Source organism: Phaeobacter sp. JH20_02 (assembly GCF_048056915.1).
GTDB classification, from domain to species: domain Bacteria; phylum Pseudomonadota; class Alphaproteobacteria; order Rhodobacterales; family Rhodobacteraceae; genus Phaeobacter; species Phaeobacter bryozoorum.
The window spans coordinates 28,299-43,094 of record NZ_JAYMVP010000029.1 but is presented as its reverse complement, the minus strand read 5'-3'; the positions used below and the strand labels follow the sequence as shown (position 1 = coordinate 43,094).

Below are 14,796 nucleotides of genomic sequence, written 5' to 3'. Positions count from 1 at the left end.
CTTCCGGCGTTACGGGAGCCAGCGTTGCACAAATTGCACCACTCGTTTCACCATTGGACTATCAAAAAGCCGTGGCGAGAAATAGGCCCCTGCGACGCGTTTATTCACTTCTGAAATGGTGGGATAGGGCGCCACCATGGCCGCGACCTCACTCATCTTCAGGTTATTGGCGATGGCCATCGACCACAGCGCCACCAGCTCCCCCGCCTGATGCCCCACGACAGAGGCGCCGACCGGGCGCCCCTTGACCACCATGACCTTGATCAGGCCGGTGCTGTGACGTTCGGCCAGCGCGCGGTCGTTGTGGTGATAGTCGAACCGCGCCACCTCCATCCGGTCGCCATGTTTCTCGCGCGCCTGCGCTTCTGTGAGCCCGACCTGCGCCAGCTCGGGCGCGGTATAGGTGGCCCAGGGAATATGGCTGGTCTTGGCTTTCGACGGCAGGCCGAACAGGATCGACCGGATGATCACACTGGCATGATAGCCCGCCACATGGGTGAACTGCATCCCGCCCGCGACATCACCAATGGCATAGACCCGGCGGTTGCTGCTGCGCAGGCTGTCGTCCACCACCACGCCCGCGCGGTTGGTCTCGACACCGGCGGCCTCCAGATTCAGCCGGTCGATATTGGCCTTGCGCCCCACCGCCATCAGGAGGTGGCTGCCGTCGAACACCCGGCCATCCTTCGCGGTGACGCGAATGCCGCCATCCTCGGTGGAGGCGACAGTTTCCGCCTGCGCGCCTTCGGCAATCTCGACGCCCTCCTCGCGCAGCTGCTCCAGCACGATGGCCGCCAGCTCCGGGTCGTCCTTGCCCAGCGCCTTGTCGCCCTCGATCACCGTGACCTGACTGCCCAGCCGGATGTGCGCCTGCGCCATCTCCATGCCAATCGGACCACCGCCGATGATCAGCAGGTGATCGGGCCGCTCGCGCAGGTCAAACAGCGTCTCATTGGTATAATAGGGCACATCGGCCAGCCCGTCGATTGGGGGCACCAGGGGCGAGGATCCGGTGGCAATCACGATGCGCCGGGCGGTGATGCGGTGCTCCCCGGCCTCGACCACGCGATCATCGACAAACCGTCCATAGGCGCGGATCACCCGCACACCAAACCCTTCGAACCGCTCCTGGCTGTCGACCGGGGCGATGGTCGCGATCACGTCCTGCACGTGGTCCTTGGCGGCGGCGTAATCCACCACCGGCAGCTGATCGGCCACACCATAGGCGCTGGCATGGGCCTGCCCATAGGCCACCTTGGCGCTGGCCAGCAGCGATTTCGACGGCACGCAGCCATAGTTCAGACAGTCGCCGCCCATCTTGTGCCCTTCCAGCAGCACGACGTCGGCGCCCATCTGACTTGCCCCTGCCGCAACAGAGAGACCGCCCGACCCGGCGCCGATCACAAGAAGATCGCAGGTTAGCTCTTGCATGGTCACTGGTCCTTTCCGGAGGCCGCGGGACGGCGTTTCTTCAGCAGCATGGGCAGCGCCGCCAACACGCACAGACCAAGGATCGGCCCGATCACAAACGGCTCCCACAACAGCGACAGATCAGGTGTCCCGCCCCGGTCAAACACCGCACCAAGGCCCACGCCAATCCAAGTAAAGACGATGGCGCCGGGGATGATCCCCACCGCCGTGGTCCACAGGAAATTCACCAGCTTCACCCCGACCAGCGCGGGCAGCAGATTGGCGACAAAAAACGGCACCGCAGGCACCAGCCGCAGCAGCAGCAGCACCTCGATCTCATTTTCCCGCAGGGCCTGTTTGAGGATGCGCACGCGGCCCTCCGCCGCTTCCAGCCGGTGGGTCAGCATCGCTCCAAGCCCCCAGCGCGCCGCCAGAAAGATGCCAACCGCACCAATGGTGGCTGCCAGCACGTTGAACAGCGTGCCCGCCACCAGACCAAACAGGAACCCGCCGGTGACGGAGGCCACAGCGGCGCCCGGCAGCGAGAAGACAACAATTGTCACATAGGCCAGTACAAACAGGCCAACGAGGCCCAGATAATTCTCATCGCGAAACGCCATCAGCGCCACCCGATTGTCGCGCAGGGTCTCAAACGTCAGGTAATCGCCCAGCGTCATCGCCCCGATCACCGCAACAACCAGCACCACGGCCAGCGGCAGGAACCGGGTCAGCGCCGGTTTCTTCTCTGCCCTGTCACGCGATTCGGATGCGGTGGGCTGGGCCGGAGAATGCTCCGCGATATCGGGCTGCTCGGGATGATCTGGCATCGGTGGTCAAATCCTGCTGTCTTGGGCCATTGGCTGGCCGGTCATGGTCGGCACCGCAGACGCGGCGGGTCTGTGTCTCTGGCTACCTGCTAAATGGCCCCGGTACGAGACCACGGGCGATATCTTCACGCCCGCTTGATCATTGCCTGCAAAAAAGTGAGCCAAACAGCGCGCGCCCCTCTGTCTGTTACAAATATCTTCTGCTATAGGGGCTTCAGCGCCCGGTTTTCATGGAAATGTTGCATTTCGTGCAGAAAACAACCGCCTTGGGGTTTGACTCGCCGGTCATTCCCTTCTAGAGACCGGGCTTCGAGATAGACCCCCGGGTGGCCGATTCCGCGCCGTCCCGATGTAAACAGTTGGAGACCGGAGCGATGAAACGCACCTATCAGCCTTCGAACCTGGTTCGCAAACGCCGCCACGGCTTCCGTGCGCGCATGGCCACCAAGGCAGGCCGCAAGATCCTGAACGCACGCCGCGCACGCGGTCGCAAGTCGCTGAGCGCGTAATCGCGCCCAGCACTGTTCAGACGGACATGACACCGCCGGAGACCCCCAAGGACGGCTCAGCTGCCCAAGGGACCAGGTCTCCGGCGGTGTCCGTTTGCGTATCTGATACCTTGGACCGCCCACTGCCCCGCCCGGAGGTGATCGCCAAACGCCGCGACTTTCTCGCGGCGGCACGCGCCCGCCGTCAGGGCACCAAGGGAATGATGGTGCAGGGTCGCAAACGCCGCCAGGACAGCGAAGCCGGCGGCGATGCCATCCGCATGGGCTTTACTTGCTCCAAGAAGGTCGGCAATGCCGTGGCCCGCAACCGCGCCAAACGCCGCCTGCGCGAAGTCGCCCGGCTGATTCTGCCCCTGCATGGCCGGTCCGGCTGGGACTATGTCCTGATCGGGCGCGCGACAGAGACCGCCGAGCGCCCCTTTGAAGATCTGCAAAACGATCTCATCTACGCGCTGAAGAAAATCCACGGCAAGTAATCGTTTCCGAAGGCGATTTGCCCGGCAGGCAGCTGGCGCAGCACACGGCCCCTCTCCCCACGGGAAGGCGGCTCCGCTCTCCCCCCGCACTCAGGCGCGGTCCTGATTGCCATACCGCTCAACTCTGCCTATCTAACTCCCATGACCCCGCTGGCCCATCTCCTTGCCCTGCCCGTGCGCGCCTATCGGCTGCTGTTCAGCCCCTGGGTCGGCTTCAACTGCCGCTATCAGCCCACCTGCTCGGCCTATGCGCTTGAGGCGCTGGAGAAACACGGCGCCCTCCGTGGGGCATGGCTGACGCTGCGCCGGATCGGCCGCTGCCACCCGTTTGGCGGCGATGGCTACGACCCGGTGCCGGGCTGTGACCACAGCCATGACAAGACCGCAGATCGACGATAACCAGTCCGGGCCGATGCCCGCCAAAGCTGCGCGCCATTTCTGCCACAGTATGGAATACCGGTATAACTGGGGCAGTCGGGCCGTGCTAAGGCTCTGAAACGATCAACCTATAGATGCAGGAGGGCTGTTTATGAATAAGTTTGTTCAATGGCGACGTGCTCCTGGGGGCTATACGGGACAGGCACGCGCCTGATCCAGTCTGCCTTGATCGCGGCTCAGCACTGATGTGCGCCCGATCTGATCGTACCATCCCAGACCACCCCTAGCGAAGCCATCGTCGACGCCTGTCTTTGATCCGGTCTTCGACCCCGTCTTTGCTGCACGGTCTGGGCACATCTGTCATCTTTCACAACAAAGGACCCGTCTGCATGCAGCCGGAAACACGCATGACATCTACACAATTTCCCACCCCGCTCCGCGACCCCCATGCCGCATTGGCGCAGATTCTGGCCGATCTTGGTCTGCGCCGGACCCTGACGGCGATCCTGCGCCAGATGATTGCCGCACAAAGCCCGCCGCGCAGACGCGCCAGCACGCTGCCGATCTGCAACCATCTGCGCCGGGATATTGGCCTGCCACCGCTCGCCGACAGGCTGCCATCGTCGCGCCCCTATTTCTGATCCCGGTTGACGATCCCGGCTGACGATCCCGGCGAGCAGAAGCCTGCTACCCACCGGGATCACCTTTTTTCCTTGGCAAAACGCCGATCCTCGGCTAGGGCGCGCCCATGCTTGATGATGATCTGGACGATATCCACCCGCTGTTTGCCGGCGCCCCCTCGACGACGGAGTTCAAGAAACTCCGCAAACGGATCGTGCGCTACGCCCGTGAGGCGATTGACCAATATGGCATGGTCGAGCGGCGCGAGGACGGCAGCACGCCGAAATGGCTGGTCTGCCTGTCGGGCGGCAAGGACAGCTATACCCTGCTGGCGGTGCTTTATGAGCTGAAGTGGCGCGGATTGCTGCCCGTGGATCTCCTGGCCTGCAACCTAGATCAGGGCCAGCCCGGTTTTCCGGCCACCGTGCTGCCGGAGTTTCTGGAAAAGATGGGCGTGCCGCACCGCATCGAATATCAGGACACCTATAGTATCGTGATGGATAAGGTCCCGCAGGGCCGCACCTTCTGCGCCCTCTGCTCGCGCCTGCGCCGGGGCAACCTCTACCGCATCGCGCGCGAGGAAGGCTGCTCTGCGGTGGTGCTCGGCCATCATCGCGACGACATTCTGGAAACCTTCTTCATGAACCTGTTCCACGGGGGTCGTCTGGCAACCATGCCGCCGAAACTGGTCAACGAAGAGGGCGATCTGTTCGTGTTTCGCCCCCTCGCCCATGTCGCCGAGGTGGACTGCGAAAAATTCGCCAAGGCTCTGAATTATCCGATCATTCCCTGCGATCTCTGCGGCAGCCAGGACGGGTTGCAGCGCCAGCAGGTGAAACAGATCCTCGATCAGTGGGAATCAAACAGCCCCGGACGCCGTCAGGTGATGTTCCGGGCCTTGATGAATGCCCGCCCCTCGCATCTTCTGGACCCCAAGCTGTTCGATTTTTCCGCTCTTATGTTGAAAAAACCTGATTTGGGGACGGATTCGGACGAAATTCCCGATTTGCGTTAACTTGCCGGTCAGACCGCGACCTTAATCTGTAGCCAGCACCACATGCCGTAGGTGAAAGGTCTACAGATGACAAAAATGCTGTCGCAGACGCTGACACAGGTCAGGAAACGGATTGCCCCGGTGCTGCTGGGGCCGCCGCTGCTTGCGTTTTTGCCGGCCCTCACACTGGCAACTTTCTGGATGGGTGGCGAGGTGGCGCTGCTGGCCGTTGCTCTTGGCCTGCCGCTGGTTCTTGTCGCCTCCGGTGGCTTTTCCTATTTCCGCCGCCCCGCCATGCCACGCGACAGCCTGACCGGCATGATGATGCGCGACGGGTTCAGCGAAATCGTCTCGGAAGTTTATGACAGCGCCGCGGATACCGGCCTGCGCTCGGCCGTGTTTGTGCTTGAGCTTGATGACTTCAAGGAGCTGGCGCAGCGCCACGGCCAGGAAACCGCCGATCAGCTGGTCAACCGCTGTGGCGACCGCATCATCTCCATCCTGCGCCCGCAGGACTATGTCGCCCGGATTGGCGATTCTCGGTTTGCCATCTGCCTCACACCGGTGTTGCAAATGGATCTGGAACTCGCGATCCAGATGGCCGGACGGCTTCAGGCCGCCATCGAAGAGCCGATTTCGGTTGATGGTGCCTCTCTCTATATTTCCTGTTCCATCGGATTCTGCCTCCATAGCCGCAGCCCGAAACCGGCAGGCAGCGACTGGATGGGCGCCGCCTGCACGGCCCTGCTGGACGCGCAGAACAATGGCCCCTCCGGCATTCGCGCCTTCTCCCCCGAAATGGATCAGCGCAGCAAGGCGCGCGGAGACATGATCGACGAGGTGACCGAGGCACTGGAAAACGGTCAGATCCAGGCCTGGTTCCAGCCGCAGATCTGCACCGACACCGGCCGTGTCTCCGGGTTTGAGGCGCTGGCCCGCTGGTCCCATCCGGTACGCGGGATGATCGCGCCCATGTCCTTCCTGCCCTATCTGGAGAGCGCCGGGCTGATGGAACGATTGAGCGAAATCATGCTCTACAACGCGCTCACCGCGCTCAAAGCCTGGGATGCCGCCGGCCTGCATGTCCCCTCGGTCGGTGTGAATTTCGCCACCGACGAGTTGCGCAACGCCAATCTGGTGGAGCGCATCCAATGGGAGCTTGAGCGTTTTGGCCTCACCCCGGACCGGCTCTGCGTCGAGATCCTCGAAACCGTGATGACCGACCGCCCGGATGACATGATCGTCCGCAATATCGCCGCCCTTGGCGAATTGGGCTGCGGCATTGATCTGGATGATTTCGGCACCGGCCATGCCTCCATCGCGGCGGTCCAGCGGTTCCGCGTATCCCGGATCAAGATCGACCGCTCCTTCGTCATGAAAGCCGACCGCGACCCCGAGCAGCAAAAGCTGATTGCCGCCATCCTGACCATGGCCGAACGGCTGGAGCTGGAAACCCTCGCCGAAGGGGTGGAGACCGTTGGCGAGCATGCCCTCCTGTCCCAGCTGGGCTGCGATCACGTGCAGGGCTTTGGCATTGGCCGTCCGATGCCCTTTGATCAGACTCTCGACTGGATCGCCGCCCATGAGGCAAAGCTGCAGGAGGCCCCCAGTATCGGGCGCCACAGCAGCTGATCCGCTGACATCCCAGTCCCCCGCCCTTCGGCGACCACCTATGCAATCGGCCCCGGTTGGTTCCGGTTGGTTTCGGTTGCCCCCTGTCTGCGCGCGCCGCCCAGTCACGGGTTCTGCTTTGTCCTGGCGCAGCGATCCGGCGGTTCTGCGCAGGAACTCCCGGCGACCGGCTCGGCCCCGGCAGGTTCGGCACAGCAAAACGGGCGCCCTCGGCCGCTGAGGGTCTTGTGCCTTATGCGTGCGGGCATCTTTGGCGCGCGATCTCTTGCGATCCAGTCACGCGCGCTGCCCACTCCCGCCCGGTCTCAATCCCGCCCGCTCCCAGCCCCGCCCGTTCCCAGCTCCCCGTTCCCAGCTCCCCGTTCCCTGTCCCGCCCTCCCGCAGCCTTGCCGCGCCCTCGCTCCCACCCGGGGCGGTCTGCACCGCCGGTTGATCCACCGCGACATGGAACTGCTGTCGTAGGCCGCGCGCCGTGCCCGACGGGTCGCGACATGCCGCCCTGATCCGGCAATTGCGCCAGGGATCGGACGAAATCCCCCTTCAACCGCGTCGCAAGGACACGATGGGGGCGATTCCGCTTGACCTTTGGGGGGCATCTCTGTTGAACCACACCCTGTCATTCCATACACGAGGTGGCAGTCCCCAATGGACGATCAGAACAAGAACCTTCTTCTCGCAACCGCGCTTAGCTTCCTGGTGATTCTGGGGTGGTATATCTTTTTCCCCCCACCAGAGCCGCAGATCCAGCCGGACGCCGTGGTCGCGGAGACAACCGCCACAGGCGATGTCGTGACCGCGCCTGCTGCGGCCAATCCTGCGGCCGGAACCGATGGCGCTGATGTCAGCGCCGAAGCTGAGGCCGCTGCGGATGCGCCGCGTCTCACCATCGACACGCCGCGCGTCTCCGGCAGCATTTCCCTGAAAGGCGGGCGTCTCGACGATCTGTCTCTCAAGGATTACCGCGTCTCGCTGGAAGAGGGTGCCGCCATCGTCAAGATGCTGTCCCCCGCCGGTGATCCCAATGCCTATTACGCCCTTTACGGCTGGGCGCCCGGTGCCGGGCTGGGTCCCGACGACGTGCCCGGGGCCAACACCCTGTGGCAGGCCGATACCGAGGCAACCCTGACCCCGGACACCCCGGTCACGCTCAGCTGGGATAATGGCAAGGGGCTCACCTTCACCCGCACCATCGCGGTGGATGAGGATTACCTCTTTACCATCACCCAGTCGGTCACCAACGCCTCCGGCGCGACCGTGGCGCTGGCGCCCTATGGCACCCTGGCGCGCCATGGTGAGCCGCAGGACCTGAAGAATTTCTTCATCCTGCATGAAGGCGTGATCGGCATGGCCGACGGCACCCTGGCCGAAATCGACTATGACGACATGACCGATTTCGAGATCGACCCCCGCACCGGCGCCCGCGCCGCTGTGACCGCAGTCGAGACCAACGGCTGGATCGGCTTCACCGATCATTACTGGATGTCGACCCTGGTGCCGGATCCCGGCCAGCCGTTCCGCTCCATCGCCAAATTCGATGAGCGCCGCGACATCTACCAGACCGATATCGTGCTGCCGACCGTCACCGTCGCCGATGGCGAAACCAGCGCAGCCACCACCATGCTGTTTGCCGGTGCCAAGGAATGGGCGACCATTCGCGGCTACCAGAAAGATGGCATCGAGGGCTTCCTCGACAGCATCGACTGGGGCTGGTTCTTCTTCCTGACCAAGCCGATCTTTGCGGTTCTGCACTGGCTGAACGCGTTGATTGGTAACATGGGCTGGGCGATCATCGGCCTGACCGTGCTGATCAAGCTCCTCGTTTTCCCGCTGGCTTATAAATCCTACGCCTCCATGGCGAAGATGAAAGAGCTGCAGCCGCGGATGGAGGAGATCAAGGAGAAGGCGGGCGACGACCGTCAGAAACTCCAGCAGGAGATGATGGCGCTCTACAAGAAGGAAAAGGTCAACCCGGCCGCCGGCTGTCTGCCGATCCTGATCCAGATCCCGATCTTCTTCTCGCTCTACAAGGTGATCTTTGTGACGCTGGAACTGCGTCACGCGCCCTTCTTTGGTCCGTTCCAGGATCTGAGCGCGCCGGATCCGACCTCGATCATGAACCTCTTTGGCCTGCTGCCGTTTGCCGCTCCGGTCGAGGGCACGCTGATGGCGACGATCTTCATCGGGATTCTGCCGATCCTTCTCGGTATCTCGATGTGGTTGCAGCAGAAACTGAACCCGGCACCCACCGATCCGACCCAGCAGATGATCTTTGCCTGGATGCCGTGGGTCTTCATGTTCATGCTGGGCGGCTTTGCCTCCGGTCTGGTGGTCTACTGGATCGCGAACAACACCATCACCTTCACGCAGCAGTATTTGATCATGCGCAGCCACGGCTACAAGCCGGATGTCTTCGGCAACATCAAATCCGGCTTCAAGAAGACGCCAAAGGCTGAAAAGAAATGAGCGAAGGCATAACTCATATCTGGCGGCATCCGATCAAATCACATGGTCGGGAGCCGCTGGAGAGCGCCTCTTTGGTCGCCGGGCAGTGTCTGCCCGGCGATCGCGTTTGGGCGGTTGCGCATGAGGCCTCCAAGGCTGACGGCAGCGCCTGGGCGCCCTGCGCCAATTTCAGCCGTGTCGCCAAGGCACCGCAGCTGATGGCGCTTGAAGCCCGCTATGACGAGGCCACGGGCCAGGTCACCCTGAGCCACCCGCAGCTGGGTGACCTCAGCTTCAGCCCCGATGACGCGGCGGATCTGCCGCGGTTTCTGGACTGGGTGCGCCCCCTGATGCCAGAGGACCGCGCCGCCTCGGCCCGCATTCTGCGGGTTCCGGGCCGTGGCATGACCGACAGCGATTTCCCGTCGATCAGCCTGTGCAACTGGGCGTCTCACCGCGCGGTGGAAACCGCCATTGGCCATGGGCTGTCGCCGCAGCGCTGGCGCGGCAACATCTGGTTTGACACCGGCACCGCCTGGGAAGAAAACACCTGGATCGGGCGCGACGTGCAGATCGGCGAGGCGGTGCTGACCGTCCGTGAACGCACCGTGCGCTGTCTGGCCACCACAACCAACCCCGAGACCGGCGAGCGTGACGCAGATACGCTCAAGACGCTGCGCGACACCTGGGGTCACCAGGACTTCGCTGTCTATGCAGAGGTCATCAAAGACGGCGCGATCCGCGTCGGCGATAGTATAAAGGTGCTCTGATGCAGATGCCGTTCCCCCTGGCCGAATCGCCAGATGAAATCATGACCGAAAAAGGCCGCAAGCTGTTTGCCGGCCAGTCGGAATTTGTCAAAGGCGTGGTCGCCATGTCCGGCCTGCCCCCCGCCGACCGGATCGAGGTCTGTTTCGCGGGCCGCTCCAACGTGGGCAAATCCAGCCTGATCAACGCGCTGACCGGGACCAAAGGTCTGGCGCGGGCCTCCAACACGCCGGGGCGCACACAGGAAATCAACTACTTCACCCAAGGCCCCGATCTCTATCTGGTCGACCTTCCGGGCTATGGTTACGCCAATGCGCCGCTGCCGATTGTCGAGAAATGGCAGCGCCTGCTGAAACAATATCTCTCCGGTCGCCAGACCCTGCGCCGTGCCTTTGTGCTGATCGACAGCCGTCACGGCATCAAAGCCGTCGATGACGAGATCATGACCCGGCTCGACAGCTCTGCGGTCACCTTTCAATGCGTGATGACCAAAGCCGACAAGGTCAAGGACAAGGACCGCGCCGCAATCATGGAGCAGGTCCGTAAGGCGCTGTCCAAACACCCGGCAGCCTACCCGGAGATCGTGCTGACCTCCTCGGAGAAAGGCGACGGCATCGCCACGCTGCGCTCGATCATCGCGGGTCTGGAATAACGCAGCTGTTGCGCAGCCCGCCACATGGAACCGCCCCCGCGATCAGCCGATCCCGGGGGCGTTTTCGTCTCTGATAGCCGCATTAGAGCCGCTATCAGACGTGCTGCGCGCCATTCACTTCAATCTCCGCACCGGAGATATAGGAGCTTTCGCCCGAACACAGGAAATAGATCGCGGCCGCCACCTCCTCCGGCTGACCCAGCCGTTGCAGCGGCAGTTTCTCGACGATCTTGTCGGTGCCCGGCGACAGGATCGCGGTCTCCACCTCGCCCGGCGCAATCGCATTGACGCGCACCCCAAGCGGGCCGAAATCATGCGCCATTTCGCGGGTCAGCGCCGCCAGCGCCGCCTTCGAGGTGGCATAGGCCGCGCCCGCAAACGGATGCACCCGGCTGCCCGCGATCGAGGTCACATTGACAACCGAGCCCTTGGCCGCCGCCAATTCGTCCTTCAACCCCCGCGCCAGCACGACAGAGGAGAAGAAATTCACGTGGAACACCTTGCCCCAGGTCATCAGATCTGTGTCCAGCGTGTTCAGCCGCGCGCCATCCGGACCCTTGGGGGACACGCCCGCATTGTTGACCAGCGCATCCAGCTGTCCACCCAAGAGGTCCTGAATTTCACCCACCTTGTTTATCGTGTCGGTCGGATCGGACAGGTCCACCTGTATGTGATTCTCCTCACCTCCGCCCCAGGGGCATTCCGCCGGAAACGGCTGGCGCGAACAGGTGATCACCCGCCAGCCTTCGGCATTGAACCGCTGCACCGTCGCATGGCCAATGCCGCGGCTTGCACCGGTCAGCAACAGGGTTTTCTTACGCATGGCTACCATTCCTTGGCCTCAGGCCCGTGTCGGAGGCCGCTCTGACCTCACAGCCCGCAGGCCCCGTTTCGGTATCTGTCGCGGCGACCCTAGCAGCCTTTGCGACAGCTGCAATGCCGCGAATGCAGGGCCGGCGCTTGGCACCGCGCCCAGAACCGCGTAACACAATCCCCATGGCACAGCCGCCTGCGCCGTCTGCGACGGACGGCCCGTCCCAGGGATTGCAACGATGAAGAAACAAGACATGAACCGCGATTGGATTGCCACAGCCGAGACCCTTTCAAGCGCCCTGCCCTATCTGCAGCGCTATGACGGCGCCATCGTCGTGATCAAGCTGGGCGGTCACGCCATGGGCAGCGACGAGGCCATGGATACCTTTGCCCGCGACATCGTGCTGATGCGTCAGGTCGGGGTGAACCCGGTGATCGTCCATGGCGGCGGCCCGATGATCAATGCCATGCTCGACAAGCTGCAGATCAAATCCGATTTCGTGAACGGCAAGCGGGTCACCGATGCCGCCACGATGGAAGTGGTGGAGATGGTGCTCTCCGGCGTGGTGAACAAACGTATCGTGCAGGCCATCAACCGCCAGGGCGGCGCTGCTGTCGGTCTGTCCGGCAAGGATGCCAATCTGATCACCTGCACCCAGACCGACCCGGATCTGGGCTATGTCGGCACCCCGTCTGAAATGGATCCAAGCGTGCTGAACCATCTCTTTGAACAGGATATGATCCCGGTGATCGCCCCCATCGGCGCAGGCCCCAACGGCGAGACGTTCAATATCAACGGCGACACCGCCGCCGGCGCCATCGCCGCATCGCTCAAGGCTGACCGGCTGCTGCTGCTCACGGATGTGTCTGGCGTAAAGAACAGCGACGGCGATGTCGTGACCGAGCTGAAGGCCGCCGATGTCGAAGCGATGACCCGCGACGGCGTGATCCTCGGCGGCATGATCCCGAAGACGGAAACCGCGCTCTCCGCCGTGCGCAGCGGTGTGCGGGCCTGTACCATCGTTGATGGCCGGGTACCCAATGCCGTGCTGCTGGAACTCTTCACCGATCACGGCGCCGGTTCGATGATCCGTCCCTGAGGCGGCAGACATCAGCCAACCGGCCGGATCTCACCCGTCGCGGGCCAGCTGTCTCGCTTTGCGACGGGTTTACGGCTGCGAAATCCCCATAGGGAAACGCGCCAACCTGCGCTAGACTGTCCCTATGATCCGCCCCCTAAACCCGGACAGGGACCTTGCAGACCGCTCTGCATCGGTGCCTGTCTCCACCCCTGTCGAACCCACACCGACCTATGACAGGCTGCAACGGTCTGTTGCGGCACTTGGGCTGGATATCTATGGCGGATTTCACCCAACAGCCGGACAGCTTCGGGGCTTCATCGAAGCGGCGGCACCGGACATCGCAACAGGCAGCGAAACCGACAGCGGCCCACAGGGAACGCTGATCCTGCTGGGCACCGCCCCCTCCTTCTGGCCGGGGTTTGTCACCAGCCCGGAATATCACGATGGCAGGGCAGACCCAGTCGACCGCTGGTCCAGCCGGGTCATCGGTGATCTGGCGCAGAGCTGGGGCGCAATCCCGGCCTACCCCTTCACCGGCCCCCCCTATGCGCCCTTCGTGGACTGGGCGCTGGCCTCGGGCCGCAGTTTCACATCGCCGTCGCAAATGCTGGTGCATGATCGCTATGGCATGATGATTTCCTTTCGCGGCGCCCTCTATTTCGCGCACCACTTTGATCTTCCGCCCGCCCCGCTGGCCCTGGCCCCCTGCCTTGGCTGTGAGGATCGCCCCTGCCTGAGCCGCTGCCCCGTCACGGCGTTGAAAGAGGGCGGCCCCTATGATCTGGCAGCCTGCCACAGGCACCTGGAGAGCACCGAGGGACCCCCCTGCCTCTCCACCGGCTGCCTTGCCCGCCGCGCCTGCCCGCTGAGCACAGGCGCTGACCGTATCCCGGCGCAATCCGCCCATCATATGAGGTATTTTCACATAAAATGACCTGCACGCTGATCCTGACCCGCCACGCCAAATCCGCCTGGGACACCTCCTCCCCCAGTGACCACGCCCGCCCGCTGAACACCCGCGGCCGCCATTCCGCCGCAGCGGTTGGCACCTGGCTGCGCGAGCTCGGAATGATCCCTGATCAGGTGATCTCCTCCTCCGCCCAGCGGACCCGTGAAACCTGCGAGCTGATGGAACTGGGTGCCCCTGCGGTGTTCATCGAACGGCTCTATCACGCCAGTGCCGACATCCTGTTTCAGGTGCTGCGCGAGGCCGAACACAAGCGGGTGCTGATCCTGGGCCATAATCCCGGCCTTGCCGCCTTTGCCCATTCCATCGTCCGCCACCCACCGGATCATTCACGGTTTGATGATTTCCCAACCGGCGCGACACTGATCGCAAGCTTTGATATCGACAGCTGGGCCGATCTCACGTGGAGCAGCGGCAAGGTGGTGGAATTCACCGTCCCCCGCGAATTGATTGGTGCGTGACAGGGGCCAGCCTGTGCGCCCTCCTGCGGCCCTTCAACCAGGGGAGACCACGAGCGCTCCCGCCCGCCGCGGTCGCATGAATATGCAACCGCTCCCGTTGGGCATGGCGCCGCTGGCGCGGCGCGGTCGCTCCGCAGGTGACAGGACAACAAAAGCGGCTGCGATATGATCCTGTGACATGCTGTCGCTCCCACGCGGGAAGCCATGCCGCCGAACATCCGCAGATCCGCTATGATCCCAAGATCCGCATTCTCAGCAATGGAGCCTTTGAGATGAACCGCCGCGCCTTCCTTCTCGCCGCTGCAACCCTGCCGCTGGCCACCACACCGCTGGTGGCTGCGACGGCCATCAACGACCCGGTGATTAAGGTGATGAAATCCCCCAGCTGCGGCTGCTGCACCGGATGGGTGGAGCATCTTACCGCCGCCGGCCTGAAAACCGAGGTCCGCAATATCCCTGACGATCAGCTCTGGGAGATGAAATCCCGGCTTGGCATCTCAGATGATCTTGCCTCCTGCCACACCGCCACCCTCGGCCCCTATGTGATCGAAGGCCATGTCCCCGCCAGCGATATCAAACGCCTGCTGACAGAGCGGCCTGATGCCCTGGGCCTCACGGTTCCGGGCATGCCTGTTGGCTCACCGGGGATGGAAATGGGCGACAGCAAAGAGCCTTTCTCCACGCTCCTGATCCGGGCAGACGGCAGCACCGAGGCCTTTGCCCAGCACGGCTGACGCGCGGCACAGCGCCCTTGCATCTCTGC

General features: G+C 63.3%; 16 protein-coding genes. 13 read left to right on the top strand and 3 right to left on the bottom strand.

Annotated elements, in window-relative coordinates; genetic code table 11:
• Nucleotides 1–9: 9 nt before the first annotated feature.
• Nucleotides 10–1,431, bottom strand: a complete 1,422-nt coding sequence (locus VWY34_RS18375) for a dihydrolipoyl dehydrogenase family protein (protein WP_416544435.1) — start codon at nt 1,429–1,431, stop codon at nt 10–12.
• A gap of 2 nt (nt 1,432–1,433) precedes the next feature.
• Complete coding sequence (locus VWY34_RS18370) at nt 1,434–2,237, bottom strand: TVP38/TMEM64 family protein (RefSeq protein ID WP_416544436.1); 804 nt, start codon at nt 2,235–2,237, stop codon at nt 1,434–1,436.
• Nucleotides 2,238–2,611: 374 nt separating this feature from the next.
• Between VWY34_RS18370 and rpmH the strand changes: the two genes are divergently transcribed.
• From rpmH to yihA, 9 genes are all read left to right on the top strand, one after another.
• Entirely contained in the window at nt 2,612–2,746 is a 135-nt protein-coding gene (gene rpmH / locus VWY34_RS18365; protein WP_005980833.1) for a 50S ribosomal protein L34, read from the top strand.
• A 26-nt stretch (nt 2,747–2,772) separates the two neighbouring features.
• A complete protein-coding gene (rnpA, locus tag VWY34_RS18360; RefSeq protein ID WP_340546625.1) occupies nt 2,773–3,222 on the top strand; it encodes a ribonuclease P protein component in 450 nt (149 codons plus the stop codon).
• Nucleotides 3,223–3,363: 141 nt separating this feature from the next.
• Nucleotides 3,364–3,621 (top strand): membrane protein insertion efficiency factor YidD, encoded by a 258-nt coding sequence (gene yidD, locus VWY34_RS18355; protein WP_340546624.1) that lies wholly within the window; start codon nt 3,364–3,366, stop codon nt 3,619–3,621.
• Between the two features lie 386 nt (nt 3,622–4,007).
• Entirely contained in the window at nt 4,008–4,241 is a 234-nt protein-coding gene (locus VWY34_RS18350) for a hypothetical protein (RefSeq protein WP_340546623.1), read from the top strand.
• Nucleotides 4,242–4,348: 107 nt separating this feature from the next.
• Nucleotides 4,349–5,236 (top strand): tRNA 2-thiocytidine(32) synthetase TtcA, encoded by an 888-nt coding sequence (gene ttcA, locus VWY34_RS18345; protein WP_340546622.1) that lies wholly within the window; start codon nt 4,349–4,351, stop codon nt 5,234–5,236.
• A 66-nt stretch (nt 5,237–5,302) separates the two neighbouring features.
• Nucleotides 5,303–6,847, top strand: a complete 1,545-nt coding sequence (locus VWY34_RS18340) for a putative bifunctional diguanylate cyclase/phosphodiesterase (protein WP_416544437.1) — start codon at nt 5,303–5,305, stop codon at nt 6,845–6,847.
• Nucleotides 6,848–7,493: 646 nt separating this feature from the next.
• On the top strand, nt 7,494–9,311 hold the full coding sequence (yidC, locus tag VWY34_RS18335) for a membrane protein insertase YidC (protein ID WP_340546620.1): 1,818 nt from the start codon (nt 7,494–7,496) through the stop codon (nt 9,309–9,311).
• Nucleotides 9,308–10,060: an MOSC domain-containing protein gene (locus VWY34_RS18330; protein WP_416544438.1), complete on the top strand. Its 753-nt coding sequence runs from the start codon at nt 9,308–9,310 to the stop codon at nt 10,058–10,060. The genes yidC and VWY34_RS18330 overlap by 4 nt, the downstream gene beginning before the upstream one ends.
• Nucleotides 10,060–10,710 (top strand): ribosome biogenesis GTP-binding protein YihA/YsxC, encoded by a 651-nt coding sequence (gene yihA, locus VWY34_RS18325; RefSeq protein WP_340546618.1) that lies wholly within the window; start codon nt 10,060–10,062, stop codon nt 10,708–10,710. The genes VWY34_RS18330 and yihA overlap by 1 nt, the downstream gene beginning before the upstream one ends.
• Before the next feature lie 94 nt (nt 10,711–10,804).
• Here yihA and VWY34_RS18320 read toward each other — a convergent pair whose 3' ends face one another.
• Nucleotides 10,805–11,533 carry an SDR family NAD(P)-dependent oxidoreductase gene (locus VWY34_RS18320; RefSeq protein ID WP_416541074.1) on the bottom strand — a complete coding sequence of 243 codons (729 nt, stop codon included), beginning with the start codon at nt 11,531–11,533 and terminating at the stop codon, nt 10,805–10,807.
• Nucleotides 11,534–11,762: 229 nt separating this feature from the next.
• On the opposite strand from VWY34_RS18320, the gene argB reads away from it, so the two are divergent.
• The 4 genes from argB (at nt 11,763) to VWY34_RS18300 (ending at nt 14,767) form a co-directional block, all read left to right on the top strand.
• On the top strand, nt 11,763–12,623 hold the full coding sequence (gene argB / locus VWY34_RS18315; RefSeq protein ID WP_416535594.1) for an acetylglutamate kinase: 861 nt from the start codon (nt 11,763–11,765) through the stop codon (nt 12,621–12,623).
• Nucleotides 12,624–12,747: 124 nt separating this feature from the next.
• On the top strand, nt 12,748–13,539 hold the full coding sequence (locus VWY34_RS18310; protein ID WP_416544439.1) for a ferredoxin: 792 nt from the start codon (nt 12,748–12,750) through the stop codon (nt 13,537–13,539).
• On the top strand, nt 13,536–14,033 hold the full coding sequence (locus tag VWY34_RS18305; RefSeq protein WP_416544440.1) for a SixA phosphatase family protein: 498 nt from the start codon (nt 13,536–13,538) through the stop codon (nt 14,031–14,033). The genes VWY34_RS18310 and VWY34_RS18305 overlap by 4 nt, the downstream gene beginning before the upstream one ends.
• A 272-nt stretch (nt 14,034–14,305) precedes the next feature.
• On the top strand, nt 14,306–14,767 hold the full coding sequence (locus VWY34_RS18300; protein ID WP_416535597.1) for a DUF411 domain-containing protein: 462 nt from the start codon (nt 14,306–14,308) through the stop codon (nt 14,765–14,767).
• Nucleotides 14,768–14,796 lie beyond the last annotated feature (29 nt).

Excerpts from the sequence above, each read along its gene's own strand:
- VWY34_RS18375 (WP_416544435.1), bottom strand. The coding sequence starts at position 1,431 with ATGCAAGAGCTAACCTGCGATCTTCTTGTGATCGGCGCCGGGTCGGGC.
- VWY34_RS18370 (WP_416544436.1), bottom strand. The coding sequence starts at position 2,237 with ATGCCAGATCATCCCGAGCAGCCCGATATCGCGGAGCATTCTCCGGCC.
- rpmH (WP_005980833.1), top strand. The coding sequence starts at position 2,612 with ATGAAACGCACCTATCAGCCTTCGAACCTGGTTCGCAAACGCCGCCAC.
- rnpA (WP_340546625.1), top strand. The coding sequence starts at position 2,773 with ATGACACCGCCGGAGACCCCCAAGGACGGCTCAGCTGCCCAAGGGACC.
- yidD (WP_340546624.1), top strand. The coding sequence starts at position 3,364 with ATGACCCCGCTGGCCCATCTCCTTGCCCTGCCCGTGCGCGCCTATCGG.
- VWY34_RS18350 (WP_340546623.1), top strand. The coding sequence starts at position 4,008 with ATGACATCTACACAATTTCCCACCCCGCTCCGCGACCCCCATGCCGCA.
- ttcA (WP_340546622.1), top strand. The coding sequence starts at position 4,349 with ATGCTTGATGATGATCTGGACGATATCCACCCGCTGTTTGCCGGCGCC.
- VWY34_RS18340 (WP_416544437.1), top strand. The coding sequence starts at position 5,303 with ATGACAAAAATGCTGTCGCAGACGCTGACACAGGTCAGGAAACGGATT.
- yidC (WP_340546620.1), top strand. The coding sequence starts at position 7,494 with ATGGACGATCAGAACAAGAACCTTCTTCTCGCAACCGCGCTTAGCTTC.
- VWY34_RS18330 (WP_416544438.1), top strand. The coding sequence starts at position 9,308 with ATGAGCGAAGGCATAACTCATATCTGGCGGCATCCGATCAAATCACAT.
- yihA (WP_340546618.1), top strand. The coding sequence starts at position 10,060 with ATGCAGATGCCGTTCCCCCTGGCCGAATCGCCAGATGAAATCATGACC.
- VWY34_RS18320 (WP_416541074.1), bottom strand. The coding sequence starts at position 11,533 with ATGCGTAAGAAAACCCTGTTGCTGACCGGTGCAAGCCGCGGCATTGGC.
- argB (WP_416535594.1), top strand. The coding sequence starts at position 11,763 with ATGAAGAAACAAGACATGAACCGCGATTGGATTGCCACAGCCGAGACC.
- VWY34_RS18310 (WP_416544439.1), top strand. The coding sequence starts at position 12,748 with ATGATCCGCCCCCTAAACCCGGACAGGGACCTTGCAGACCGCTCTGCA.
- VWY34_RS18305 (WP_416544440.1), top strand. The coding sequence starts at position 13,536 with ATGACCTGCACGCTGATCCTGACCCGCCACGCCAAATCCGCCTGGGAC.
- VWY34_RS18300 (WP_416535597.1), top strand. The coding sequence starts at position 14,306 with ATGAACCGCCGCGCCTTCCTTCTCGCCGCTGCAACCCTGCCGCTGGCC.